At 52.8% G+C, this 13,439-nt stretch carries 11 protein-coding genes; all 11 read left to right on the plus strand.

Going from position 1 to position 13,439, the window contains the following annotated elements:
* The first annotated feature begins 364 nt into the window (after positions 1 to 364).
* The 11 genes from rho (at position 365) to wzyE (ending at position 13,427) form a co-directional block, all read left to right on the plus strand.
* Positions 365 to 1,624, plus strand: a complete 1,260-nt coding sequence (rho, locus tag NC856_RS09610) for a transcription termination factor Rho (protein ID WP_113866068.1) — start codon at positions 365 to 367, stop codon at positions 1,622 to 1,624.
* Between the two features lie 349 nt (positions 1,625 to 1,973).
* The gene (gene wecA / locus NC856_RS09615; protein ID WP_404802321.1) at positions 1,974 to 3,056 is read left to right on the plus strand and encodes a UDP-N-acetylglucosamine--undecaprenyl-phosphate N-acetylglucosaminephosphotransferase; all 1,083 of its coding nucleotides are present in this window, start codon (positions 1,974 to 1,976) and stop codon (positions 3,054 to 3,056) included.
* A 21-nt stretch (positions 3,057 to 3,077) separates the two neighbouring features.
* Positions 3,078 to 4,124 carry an ECA polysaccharide chain length modulation protein gene (wzzE, locus tag NC856_RS09620; protein WP_264090223.1) on the plus strand — a complete coding sequence of 349 codons (1,047 nt, stop codon included), beginning with the start codon at positions 3,078 to 3,080 and terminating at the stop codon, positions 4,122 to 4,124.
* A 68-nt stretch (positions 4,125 to 4,192) separates the two neighbouring features.
* Positions 4,193 to 5,323 (plus strand): non-hydrolyzing UDP-N-acetylglucosamine 2-epimerase, encoded by a 1,131-nt coding sequence (wecB, locus tag NC856_RS09625; RefSeq protein ID WP_264090224.1) that lies wholly within the window; start codon positions 4,193 to 4,195, stop codon positions 5,321 to 5,323.
* A gap of 143 nt (positions 5,324 to 5,466) precedes the next feature.
* The gene (wecC, locus tag NC856_RS09630) at positions 5,467 to 6,729 is read left to right on the plus strand and encodes a UDP-N-acetyl-D-mannosamine dehydrogenase (protein WP_264090225.1); all 1,263 of its coding nucleotides are present in this window, start codon (positions 5,467 to 5,469) and stop codon (positions 6,727 to 6,729) included.
* A complete protein-coding gene (rffG, locus tag NC856_RS09635; RefSeq protein ID WP_264090226.1) occupies positions 6,726 to 7,793 on the plus strand; it encodes a dTDP-glucose 4,6-dehydratase in 1,068 nt (355 codons plus the stop codon). The genes wecC and rffG overlap by 4 nt, the downstream gene beginning before the upstream one ends.
* Positions 7,794 to 7,814: 21 nt before the next feature.
* A complete protein-coding gene (gene rffC, locus NC856_RS09640) occupies positions 7,815 to 8,573 on the plus strand; it encodes a dTDP-4-amino-4,6-dideoxy-D-galactose acyltransferase (protein ID WP_264090227.1) in 759 nt (252 codons plus the stop codon).
* 4 nt (positions 8,574 to 8,577) lie between these two features.
* Positions 8,578 to 9,708, plus strand: a complete 1,131-nt coding sequence (gene rffA / locus NC856_RS09645; RefSeq protein ID WP_264090228.1) for a dTDP-4-amino-4,6-dideoxygalactose transaminase — start codon at positions 8,578 to 8,580, stop codon at positions 9,706 to 9,708.
* Between the two features lies 1 nt (position 9,709).
* A complete protein-coding gene (gene wzxE / locus NC856_RS09650) occupies positions 9,710 to 10,960 on the plus strand; it encodes a lipid III flippase WzxE (protein ID WP_264090229.1) in 1,251 nt (416 codons plus the stop codon).
* A complete protein-coding gene (locus tag NC856_RS09655) occupies positions 10,957 to 12,042 on the plus strand; it encodes a TDP-N-acetylfucosamine:lipid II N-acetylfucosaminyltransferase (protein ID WP_264090230.1) in 1,086 nt (361 codons plus the stop codon). The genes wzxE and NC856_RS09655 overlap by 4 nt, the downstream gene beginning before the upstream one ends.
* Entirely contained in the window at positions 12,039 to 13,427 is a 1,389-nt protein-coding gene (gene wzyE / locus NC856_RS09660) for an ECA oligosaccharide polymerase (RefSeq protein ID WP_264090231.1), read from the plus strand. The genes NC856_RS09655 and wzyE overlap by 4 nt, the downstream gene beginning before the upstream one ends.
* The last annotated feature ends 12 nt before the right edge of the window (positions 13,428 to 13,439 follow it).

Raw genomic sequence — 13,439 nt, forward strand, 5'->3', positions numbered from 1 at the left:
TGCTTGCCGCCCGCCAGGAAGCGTGCTAGATTCATCAACACTGCATATCGTACTTACCTATGTTTAAGCCCTTAGGCTTAAGCCTGAAAGTTAGAATCTAAAGTATTATTCTATGTCAAAATCAGAAAGTCATTGATTTACAAAAATGTTCGTCATCTGGTTTGGACAATCTAATAGTTTTAAAATAACTGGTTTTATGTATCTTTGAATCCCTTACGGTCGTTTTGTGCAGATACTGCATGCGTCAGGAACGCAACAAAACGGATGTTCGGTGATTGAAGGTTATTATAGAGGCACGGATGACCCTGCCATACCATTCACGTTAATAGTTCGAGATTTACCCCGAGTTTAAGAACCCACCACTATGAATCTTACCGAATTAAAGAATACGCCGGTTTCTGAGTTAATTACTCTCGGCGAAAATATGGGACTGGAAAACCTCGCTCGCATGCGCAAGCAGGACATTATTTTTGCCATTCTCAAGCAGCACGCAAAAAGCGGCGAGGATATTTTTGGCGATGGTGTGCTGGAAATATTGCAGGATGGCTTCGGTTTCCTCCGTTCCGCAGACAGTTCCTACCTTGCCGGCCCTGATGATATCTACGTTTCTCCCAGCCAAATCCGCCGTTTTAACCTTCGTACTGGTGACACTATTTCAGGCAAAATTCGTCCGCCAAAAGAAGGGGAACGCTATTTTGCGCTGTTGAAAGTGAACGAAGTTAACTACGACAAACCTGAAAACGCCCGCAATAAAATCCTGTTTGAAAACCTGACCCCTTTGCACGCGAATTCCCGCCTGCGCATGGAGCGCGGTAATGGTTCAACAGAAGACTTGACGGCTCGCGTGCTGGATTTGGCCTCCCCTATTGGTCGTGGTCAGCGTGGTCTGATCGTTGCGCCGCCAAAAGCGGGTAAAACCATGCTGTTGCAAAATATTGCACAAAGCATCGCCTACAACCATCCTGACTGCGTGCTGATGGTGTTGCTGATTGACGAACGCCCGGAAGAAGTGACCGAGATGCAGCGTCTGGTCAAGGGTGAAGTGGTTGCCTCCACCTTTGATGAACCCGCTTCCCGCCACGTTCAGGTTGCCGAAATGGTGATCGAAAAAGCCAAGCGTCTGGTCGAGCATAAAAAAGACGTTATTATTCTGCTGGATTCCATCACCCGCCTGGCGCGTGCCTATAACACCGTTGTGCCTGCTTCCGGTAAAGTGTTGACCGGTGGTGTGGACGCCAATGCCCTGCATCGCCCGAAGCGTTTCTTTGGCGCCGCTCGTAACGTTGAAGAAGGCGGCAGCCTGACGATCATCGCAACCGCACTGGTCGATACCGGTTCGAAAATGGACGAAGTCATTTACGAAGAGTTTAAAGGCACCGGTAACATGGAATTGCATCTGGCCCGTAAAATTGCCGAAAAACGCGTATTCCCGGCTATCGATTACAACCGTTCCGGTACGCGTAAAGAAGAATTGCTGACCACGTCTGAAGAACTCCAGAAGATGTGGATTCTGCGTAAGATCATCCACCCGATGGGTGAGATTGACGCCATGGAATTCCTGATTAACAAGTTGGCGATGACTAAAACCAACGATGAATTCTTTGACATGATGAAGCGTTCATAAACCACGGATGAACTCGGGGAACGCCACGCTGGGTCGTGGCGTTTTTTATGGCAGGTTATCTTTGCCCGCCATCCTACGGGTCGTTGCAGGCGACGTTGAAAATCGTTCCCGGCGATTTTTTATATTAATGCCGGTAAAATGGTCGTTTGAGCTATTCAGGTTACGAATCGTGTCCCTTTTGACTATGCTGATCGCCCGCACAGCAAGTGCGTCTTATTGAATGTCGATGTATCAATGCGCTGGTGGTATTTATGTGATGATAGTATCTAAGCGACGATAGTATTTAAGACACAAACCGAGCATATATTGAGCAGCCGCAGCGAAGCTGTGAACGGTGAATTTACTCATTATGAGTATCGAATTATTAATCATTTTCCTGTTTTCTCTGGGCTTCCTGTTTTTAGCTCGCCGGATGGCGAGAAAAATAGGACTTGTCGATCGCCCGAACTACCGTAAACGGCACCAGGGGTTGATTCCTCTGGTGGGCGGCGTTTCCGTGTACGCCGGGATCTGCTTTACCTTTCTGATCACCGATTACTACATTCCCAATTTCCGACTTTACCTGTTTTGCGCCGGTATTCTGGTGTTTGTCGGCGCATTGGACGACCGCTTTGATATCAGCGTGAAAATTCGCGCCATCGTACAGGCATGCGTCGCGGCTATCATGATGGGGTTTGCCGGGCTCACTTTGCATAATCTGGGGTATATTTTCGGACCGTGGCAGATGGGGTTGGGGCCGTTTGGTTATCTGGTGACGCTGTTTGCGGTCTGGGCCGCGATCAACGCATTTAACATGGTGGATGGGATTGACGGATTGCTGGGCGGCTTATCCAGCGTCTCCTTTGGCGCGTTGGGGATACTGTTGTATCTCAACGGTCATGCGAATCTGGCGCTATGGTGTTTTGCCATGATTGCCGCCACCCTGCCTTACATTCTGCTCAACCTTGGCGTTTTCGGTAAACGGTATAAAGTTTTTATGGGCGATGCCGGCAGCACCATGATCGGTTTTACGGCAATCTGGTTGCTGATCCAGACGACGCAGGGGATACAGCATCCCATTAATCCGGTAACCGCGTTATGGATTATTGCGATCCCGCTGATTGATATGATTGCGATCATGTATCGCCGGTTACGTAAGGGGATGAGTCCATTTTCGCCGGATCGTCAGCATATCCATCATCTGATGATGCGGGCAGGCTTTACCTCCCGACAAGCTTTTGTATTGATTACCCTGGCCGCCGCATTATTAGCCGCAGTAGGAGTCGTCGGAGAATATCTCTCTTTTGTTCCAGAATGGGTTATGTTGGCCTTATTCTTGCTTGCGTTTTTGCTCTATGGATACTGCCTGAAACGCGCATGGCGAGTCGCTCGTTTTATCAAGCGGCTCAAGCGTCGTATGCGGCATGTCGATGAGCAAAAGCAGTTACCTTAACCAAATAACATTGGGGAAGTAATGAAATCAGAGAACCAGCCTGCCGGGAATACGTTAGTTGATAACGAACTGGACATTCGCGGCTTATTTCACACGCTGTGGCGTGGTAAGCCTTGGATCATCGCTATCGCCGTGTTGTTTGGCGTTATCGCGTTACTCTATTCCTACCTGGTAAAACAGGAATGGAGCGCGACGGCGATTACGGATAAACCGACGGTGAATATGTTGGGCGGTTACTATTCCCAGCAACAGTTTCTCCGCAATCTTGATGCGCAAGCCTTTTCTGTCCCGCAAGGGGAGCAACCCTCCATCTCATCCGATGTTTATGCCGAGTTCATTGTGCAACTGGCGGCATATGATACCCGCCGAGATTTCTGGTTGCAGACCGACTATTACAAACAGCGGCAGGAAGGGGATGCGAAGGCTGATGCCGCGCTGCTGGATGAACTGGTGAATAATATTCAGTTCACACCGCGTGATGACGCCAAGAAAACCCGTGATACGGTGAAGCTGGTGGCGGAAACGTCGGCTGATGCCAATACTTTATTGCGTCAGTATGTGGTGTTTGCCAGTCAACAGGCCGCCGGTAATCTGAATGAAGAAATTACTGGCGCATGGGCGGCCAGAACCATCTTCATCAAGTCGCAGATTAAACGGCAGGAAGCCGTCGCCAGGGCGATTTACGAACGGGAAATCCAGAGCGTCGAACAGGGGCTGAAAATCGCCCAGCAGCAAGGTATCAGCCGTAGCCAGACCGATACGCCGGCGGATGAATTGCCGGCATCGGAAATGTTTTTACTGGGAAGACCGATGTTGCAGGCGCGTCTGGAATCCTTGCAAGCCAGCGGGCCGCACTATGATCGTGAATACGATCAAAATCGCGCCATGCTGACCACACTGAATGTCGGCCCCACGCTTAACGCTAATTTCCAGACCTACCGCTACCTGCGCACGCCGGAAGAACCGGTGAGACGTGATAGCCCGCGCCGCGCCTTCCTGATGGTGATGTGGGGCGCGATCGGCACGTTAGTGGGGGCGGGTTTTGCTTTGGTTCGTCGTTCACGTTAACCCGCTTAACGGGTAACGTCCGATTCGCAGTGAAAAGTCTGCGTCTAACTTGATTAAAGAGATTCACCGTGAAAGTGTTGACTGTTTTCGGCACCCGGCCTGAGGCCATCAAGATGGCCCCGCTGGTTCATGCCTTGGCTCAGGATAAAGCCTTTGAATCGAGAATTTGCGTAACGGCCCAGCATCGGGAGATGCTGGATCAGGTGCTGCGCCTGTTCGATATTACGCCAGATTATGATCTGGATATCATGCAACCGGGACAGAGCCTCAGTGAGATATCCTGCCGCATTCTGACCGGACTTGAGCCGGTCATGACTGAATTCAAACCCGATTTGGTGCTGGTGCATGGCGATACCACCACGACGCTTACCGCGAGTCTGGCCGCGTTTTATCAGCGTATTCCTGTCGGCCACGTAGAGGCCGGTCTGCGTACCGGAAACATCTATTCTCCCTGGCCGGAAGAAGCGAATCGTAAGCTGACCGGGCATCTGGCGATGTACCATTTCGCGCCGACGGAAAATGCCCGTCAGAATTTGCTGCGTGAGCATTTGTCGGATCGACACATTGTCGTCACCGGGAATACGGTCATTGATGCGTTGTTCTGGGTACGGGATCGCATCATTCGTGATGCGGAATTGGGGCGTCGTCTGGATCAACAGTATGCTTTTCTGGATACGACCAAAAGGTTGATCCTGGTGACCGGACACCGGCGAGAAAGCTTTGGCGGCGGTTTTGAGCGTATTTGCAGCGCGTTGGCGGATATCGCCAAACAGCATCCCGATGTGCAGATTGTTTACCCGGTTCACCTTAATCCTAATGTCAGTGAACCGGTCAACCGCATCCTGAGCGGCATTAACAATGTGATGTTGATTGCGCCGCAGGATTACCTGCCATTTGTTTATCTGATGAATCGTGCGTATATGATTTTAACCGATTCCGGCGGCGTTCAGGAGGAAGCGCCCTCGTTAGGCAAACCGGTGCTGGTGATGCGTGAAACCACCGAGCGGCCTGAGGCGATAGAAGCCGGTACGGTGAGATTAGTCGGCACTGATGTGACGAAAATCGTGGATACGGTTTCCCTGCTGCTGACCGACGAAAACGAATACCAGATGATGAGCCGCGCGCACAACCCTTATGGCGATGGTCAAGCCTGCCAACGCATTGTTGATGCGATAAAAAATCGCCAGGAGCGATTTTAAACGCCGCTTGCGGCGGCCCGAAGGGAAGCGGGCAGGGATAGCCCGCGATAAAAAATCGCCAGGAGCGATTTTAAACGCCGCTTGCGGCGACCAATACAATGATGGCGGAGCGCCGCCATCACACAAGAATATCAGGTGACGCTATGAGTTTTGACACAATCTCGGTTATCGGACTGGGATATATCGGTTTACCGACCGCCGCTGCATTTGCCTCTCGTAAAAAACGGGTGGCAGGTATTGACGTAAATAAACAAGCGGTGGACACCATTAACCGGGGTGAGATTCACATTGTCGAACCGGATCTGGATGCGCTGGTGAAAACGGCGGTGGAAAATGGCTATCTGCGCGCGTTTAACAAACCCGTTGCGGCGGATGCTTTTCTGATTGCGGTGCCAACCCCGTTCAAAGGCGACCATGAGCCGGATATGGCCTATGTACAGGCGGCAGCGGAGTCACTCGCGCCGGTGCTGAAAAAAGGCGATCTGGTCATTCTGGAATCCACCTCGCCTGTCGGCGCGACCGAGCAAATGGCGGGATGGTTGGCGCAGGCTCGCGCTGATCTCCGTTTTCCACAGCAGGCGGGGGATGAGGCCGACATCAATATCGCCTATTGTCCTGAGCGCGTTTTGCCGGGGCAGGTGATGGTCGAGTTGATTAACAACGATCGGGTCATTGGCGGCATGACGCCGACGTGTTCCGCCCGCGCCCGCGAACTGTATAACATTTTTCTGGAAGGTGAGTGTGTAATCACTAACTCTCGAACCGCCGAAATGTGCAAGCTGACGGAGAATAGCTTCCGTGACGTTAATATTGCGTTCGCCAATGAGCTATCGCTGATTTGCGCCGAGCAAAATATTAACGTATGGGAACTTATCCGATTGGCAAACCGCCATCCGCGCGTCAATATTCTGCAACCCGGCCCTGGCGTGGGCGGACACTGCATTGCCGTTGATCCCTGGTTTATTGTCGCTCAAAACCCGCGGCAGGCAAGACTGATCCACACCGCCAGACTGGTGAATGACGGCAAACCGCTGTGGGTTGTCGATCAGGTTAAAGCGGCGGTGGCGGATTTTCTGGCACAGACGGACAAACGCGCCAGCGAAGTCACGGTAGCCTGCTTTGGTCTGGCGTTTAAGCCGGATATTGACGACTTGCGGGAAAGTCCTGCCGTGGAAATTACGGAAATGATTGCACAGTGGCATGCGGGTACGACGCTGGCGGTGGAGCCAAACGTAAAACAGTTGCCCTCCGTGCTGGTGGGGTATGCACAGTTGGCTGATACGGCATCGGCGTTACGGGATGCCGATATCCTGGTGATGCTGGTCGATCACCGCCAGTTCAAAGCGATTAACCCTGAAGATGTTAAACAACAGTGGGTTATTGATACAAAAGGAGTGTGGCGTTGAAACGTATTTTAATCACTGGCGGAGCCGGATTTATTGGTTCGGCTTTGGTAAGACATATTCTGACTGCAACACCGGACAGTGTGGTGGTGGTGGACAAACTGACCTACGCCGGCAACCTGTCTTCGCTGGCGCCGATCGCAAACAGCGACCGTTTTGCTTTTGAACAGGTGGATATTTGCGATCGGGCGGCGCTCGATCGGGTGTTTGCCAACTATCAACCCGCCGTGGTAATGCACCTGGCGGCGGAAAGTCACGTCGATCGCTCTATTGATGGTCCGGCGGCGTTCATTGAAACCAATATAGTGGGTACTTACACGCTGCTTGAGGCGGCTCGTCACTACTGGCAAGAGATGGAATCTGTCGCAAAAGCGGCGTTCCGTTTCCATCATATCTCGACCGACGAAGTCTTTGGCGATTTGCACGGCACCGACGACCTGTTCACGGAAACGACGCCGTATGCGCCCAGCAGCCCTTATTCCGCCTCCAAAGCATCCAGCGATCATCTGGTGCGCGCCTGGCTGCGTACCTACGGCCTGCCGACCATGATCACCAACTGCTCCAATAACTATGGTCCCTATCATTTTCCTGAGAAATTGATCCCGCTGGTGATCCTCAATGCGGTGGCGGGTAAGCCGTTGCCGGTTTATGGCGATGGCGCGCAGATCCGTGACTGGCTGTTCGTCGAAGATCACGCCAGAGCGCTATATAAAGTCGTGACCGAAGGTGAGGTGGGGGAAACCTATAACATCGGTGGTCATAATGAGCGTAAGAACATTGAAGTCGTTCAGACGATCTGTGACTTGCTGGAAGAACTGGCGCCGAACAAACCTGCTGGCGTGCGGCACTACCGTGATTTGATCACCTATGTGAAAGATCGTCCTGGGCATGATATGCGCTACGCTATCGACGCCGGTAAAATTGAGCGCGAACTGGGCTGGCGTCCGCAGGAAACCTTCGAATCCGGCATGAGAAAAACCGTTGATTGGTATCTGAATAATGAAGCCTGGTGGCGCAGCGTTCAGGACGGCTCCTACACCGGCGAGCGTCTGGGGTTGAATGACTGAACGGCAAGTTGAGGAGCGAAGATGAAAAATTCTGATCGCAGACTGACGGCGGAGACGCCAATGTCCTCAGCGGTGTCTGCGATCCGCGCCACGATTGATCCGCTGCACTGGGAAAGCGAGTTTTTCAATCTGAGCAGCGGTAAGTTGAATTTCTCATCCAGCGCGCCGGTCCTGACGCCAGCGGCGTTGGCGCGCTATGCGCTGACGCAGGCGAAGATACCGGCCAATAATCTGGCGTTGGCCGATGCATTGGCGAATATCGGTTTCCGGCTGGTTGAAGGTGAAGTCGACCTCTGTTTGTCTGTGGATGATGCGCCAGCGACGATGGTATCGCTTCGCCAGCGTCTGGCTGAGCGCGCCGATATCCCGCAACTGCGGCAGGCGGCGGCGCAGGTCTTTTCCCTGAGCCGTTTCCGCGCCCCGTGGTTTCAGTCCACGGACAGTGGCCGTTTTTACGCCCGATGGATCGAAAACGCCGTGCTCGGGGTCTTTGACGATCTGTGTCTGTTGGTTGAAGACGACAATGGGCAACCACAGGGCTGGGTAACGATTCGTCAGTGTGATGATCAGGAAGCGCGTATCGGGCTACTTGGCGTTTTTCCCGGCATCGCCGGTCATGGCGTGGGTTCGCAACTGATGGCGCTGGCTGAAACATGGTGTCGGCAGCAAGGGATACAACGTTTACGCGTCGCGACACAGGTCGGCAATGTGGCGGCACTTCGTCTTTATCTTCGTCGCGGTGCCCGAATTGAGCGTACCGCTTATTGGTTATACAGGTGATCACATGATTCCGTTTAATGCGCCTCCGGTTGTGGGTACAGAGCTCGATTATATGCAGGCGGCCATGAGCAGCGGCAAACTATGCGGCGACGGTGGTTTTACTCGTCGCTGCCAGCAGTGGCTGGAGCACTATTCCGGCAGCAAGAAAGTGCTGTTGACGCCATCCTGTACCGCCTCGCTGGAAATGGCGGCCATCTTGCTGGATATCAAACCCGGCGATGAAGTCATCATGCCGAGCTATACTTTCGTTTCGACGGCCAACGCCTTTGTGCTGCGCGGCGCCAAAATCGTGTTTGTCGATATACGGCCCGATACCATGAATATTGATGAAACCAAAATCGAAGCCGCGATCACCGATAAAACACGCATCATTGTACCGGTACACTATGCCGGGGTTGCCTGTGAGATGGACGCTATCATGGCGCTGGCGAAGAAATATGATCTGTTTGTGGTTGAAGATGCCGCGCAGGGCGTCATGTCCAGCTACAAAGGGCGAGTGCTGGGTTCAATCGGCCATGTCGGTTGTTTTAGTTTCCATGAAACCAAGAATTATACGTCAGGCGGAGAAGGCGGAGCTACGCTGATTAATGACCCAGGGCTGATTGAACGAGCGGAAATCGTGCGTGAAAAAGGGACTAACCGCAGCCAGTTTTTCCGTGGACAGGTCGATAAGTACACCTGGCGCGATATCGGTTCGAGCTATTTGATGGCGGATATTCAGGCCGCTTATCTGTGGGCGCAACTTGAAGCCGCCCGCCCGATCAATGAGCGCCGTTTACGTCTGTGGCAGAATTATTATGCTGCGTTCAAATCGCTGGCTGATGCCGGTCGCATCACCTTGCCGACGGTGCCGGCCAGTTGTATCCACAATGCGCATATGTTTTATATCAAGTTGCGCGATGCGGAAGATCGTAGCGCCTTTATCGATTATATGAAAGAAGCCGAAATCCTGACGGTTTTTCATTATATACCGTTGCATGACAGCCCCGCCGGACTGAATTTCGGACGTTTTGCCGGTGAAGATCGTTATACCACGCAGGAAAGTGAACGTCTGGTGCGTCTGCCGTTGTTCTATAACCTGTCAGACGTCAATCAGCGCACGGTAATCAACACTATCCTGAGCTTCTTCGCCTGATATGTCGCTGGCGAAAGCATCAATCTGGACGGCGGGTTCCACGCTGATAAAAATCGCCGCGGGGCTACTGGTGGTCAAACTCCTGGCGGTGGCATTCGGACCCAGCGGGGTGGGGCAGGCGGGGAATTTCCGCCAACTTATTACCGTGCTGGGTGTGTTGTCCGGCGCCGGTATTTTTAACGGCGTGATCAAGTACGTCGCCGAATATCACCAGCAACCGGATCGGCTAACGCCTCTGCTTGGCACCGCTGTTACGCTGGTGTTGGGGTTTTCCACGCTGCTGGCCGCCGTTTTTCTGTTTGCCGCGACCCCCATCGCTAATGCGTTGTTCGGACACGATGAATATCGGGATGTGGTGCGGGCGCTGGCGTTTATCCAGATGGGCATCGCCTACGCCAACCTGTTTCTGGCGATACTCAAAGGCTATCGGGATGCTATCGGGAATGCGCTGGCGATCATCAGCGGCAGCCTGATTGGTCTGGCGGCCTATTGGTTGTGCTTTTCGCTAGGCGGATACCGTGGCGCGCTGGCTGGACTGGCGTTGGTGCCCGCGCTAGTAGTCTTACCCGCAGGCTGGTTGATGTTGCGGCGTACACCGCTCTCATGGACGCGCTTAAAGCCGGCCTGGGACTCGGTGATTGCCGGTCATCTCGGCAAGTTCACACTGATGGCGCTGATGACCGCTGTCACGCTACCGGTGGCCTATATCATGATGCGCAATCTGTTGGCGGCGCACTATAGCTGGGACGAGGTGGGGATCTGGCAAGGGGTAAGCAGTATTTCCGATGCCTACCTGCAATTTATTACGGCGTCGTTTACCGTTTATCTGCTGCCGACGCTCTCGCGCCTGACGGATAAAACCGTGCTGGCGCAGGAAATCGTCCGGTCGTTGACGTTTGTCCTGCCTGTGGTGACCGTCGTCAGTCTTTGTGTCTGGCTGCTGCGCGATGTGGCTATCTGGCTACTGTTTTCCAGCCAGTTTACCGCGATGAGAGATTTGTTCGTCTGGCAACTGGTGGGCGATGTCATGAAAGTGGGCGCTTACGTATTCGGCTATCTGGTAATAGCTAAAGCCGCGTTGCGCTTTTATCTGCTGACGGAAGTGAGCCAGTTTCTGTTGCTTACCGGCTTTGCGCATTGGTTGATCCCCCAGCATGGCGCCTTGGGCGCGGCGCAAGCGTATATGGCGACCTATTTGGTCTATTTTTTGCTTTGTTGTAGCGTATTCATTATTTACCGTAGGCGAGCATGACGACACTGATTCATGTGCTGGGATCGGATATCCCACACCATAACCAGACGGTTTTGCGTTTCTTTAATGATGTTCTGGCAAGCGAATTGCCGGAGCAGCAGGTGCGTCATTTTATGGTGGCGACACGCGACGCGTTGCCGTCGGCGGATTTTCCGGCGCTCGACATTGAAATGCATGCGGATAAAAAGACGCTGGCGCAGGCGGTGATGGCGAAAGCCAGTGCTGATCGCAATACGCGATTCTTTCTGCATGGGCAATTCAACCCCACGCTGTGGCTGGCGTTGTTGAGCGGTAAAATCAAGCCGACGCAGGCGTATTGGCATGTCTGGGGCGCGGATTTGTACGAAGAAGGCCGCGGTTGGAAATATCGATTGTTCTATCTGCTGCGTCGTATGGCGCAAAAACGCATCGGACACGTCTTTGCGACGCAAGGGGATTTAGCATGGTTCCGGCAGCGGCACCCTCGTGTCCCTGATTCCTTGCTTTATTTCCCGACACGGATGGATCCTGCGTTGACGGACATGACGGTTGAGAAACCGCTGGCGGGGCCGTTGACGATTCTGGTCGGTAACTCCGGTGATCGCACCAATCGTCATCAGGAGGCGTTGCGGGCTATTCATCAGCAGTTCGGCGCCAATGTGCGGGTGATTGTGCCAATGGGCTATCCCGTCAACAACACGCACTATATTGCGCAGGTTGAGGAAGAAGGGCGAGCGCTGTTTGGTGTAAAACATTTTCAGTTATTGAAAGACCAACTGGCGTTTGATGATTATCTGAATATGTTGCGCACCTGCGATTTAGGTTACTTTATTTTTGACCGCCAGCAGGGTATCGGCACGCTGTGTCTGTTGATTCAGTTTGGCGTTCCTTTTGTGATTAGCCGCAAAAATCCGTTCTGGCAGGATTTGGCGCAGCAACATCTGCCGGTGTTGTTTTACGGCGATGACCTGAATGAAGCGCTGGTGCGTGAGGCTCAGCGTCAACTGTCATCCGTTGATAAGCATCAAATCGCGTTCTTTAATCCTAATTATCTGCACGGTTGGCGGCAGGCATTAGCGTTGGCGGCGGGAGAACCAACATGACGCTGGGACAATTTGGCGGTCTGTTCGTGGTTTACCTTATTTCAGTGATTTTTATCCTGACGCTGACCTGGCAGGAGTTCCGTCGTGTTCGCTTTAATTTCAACGTGTTGTTTTCGCTACTCTTTCTGCTGACGTTCTATTTCGGTTTTCCGTTCACCTGCCTATTGGTGTTCCGTTTTGGCGTTGAAGTGACGCCGGCGCCGTATTTACTCCAGGCGCTGCTTTCCGCCACGGCGTTTTACGCGATTTACTATGTCAGTTATAAAACCCGGCTGCGCAGTAAAGAGGCCGTTGTCCGTTCGTCTTTATTTACCATGAACCGGGTGGAAACGCATTTGACCTGGATGTTGCTGGCGCTGATCGCGATAGCGACGGTGGCGGTGTTCTTCCTTAATAACGGTTTTCTGTTATTCAAATTGCGTTCTTACAGCCAGATTTTCTCCAGTGACGTCTCCGGCGTGGCATTGAAGCGCTTTTTCTACTTCTTTATTCCGGCCATGCTGGTGGTCTATTTCCTGCGTCAGACCCAGCGCGCCTGGCTGTTGTTTCTTATCGCGACGGTGGCATTCGGCATGCTGACGTATGTGATCGTCGGAGGAACGCGGGCGAATGTGATCATCGCTTTCGCCTTGTTTCTGTTTATTGGCATTGTGCGTGGCTGGATAACGCTGTGGATGCTGGCGACGGCGGGCATGTTCGGCATCGTGGGCATGTTCTGGCTGGCGCTTAAGCGCTACGGTATGGATGTCAGCGGCGACGAAGCGTTTTATACCTTCCTGTACCTGACGCGTGATACGTTCTCGCCGTGGGAAAATCTGGCGTTATTGTGGCAGAACTACGACAAAATCGATTTTCAGGGGCTTGCGCCTATCGCACGAGATTTCTATGTGTTTATTCCTTCCTGGCTGTGGCCTGAACGCCCTAATCTGGTATTGAACAGCGCCAACTACTTTACCTGGGAAGTGTTGAATAACCATTCCGGGCTGGCTATTTCGCCGACGTTATTAGGTTCGCTGGTGGTGATGGGCGGGGTGATGTTTATTCCGCTGGGGGCGGTTGCCGTTGGGCTGATTATCAAATGGTTCGACTGGATTTATGCGTTGGGCAAAAACGACAGTAACCGATATAAAGCAGCCATTTTACAGGCGTTCTGCTTCGGGGCGGTGTTTAACATTATCGTACTGACGCGTGAGGGGGTTGATGCGTTTGTTTCCCGCGTGGTGTTTTTCTGTCTGGTCTTCGGTTTTTGTTTGTTGGCGGCAAAATTGCTGTATTGGTTGCTGGAAAGCGCCGGGTTAATCAGGCAGCGTCTATCGCGTCCCCGAGCACAAACGAGTCCACCGTCAACCGCGTCGCCGGTCCCGCCCACGCGTAGCGTGCTGTAAAGGATTCAGAAT

The sequence above is a fragment of the Brenneria izbisi genome, assembly GCF_025840185.1.
Classification (GTDB): Bacteria; Pseudomonadota; Gammaproteobacteria; order Enterobacterales; family Enterobacteriaceae; genus Brenneria; species Brenneria izbisi.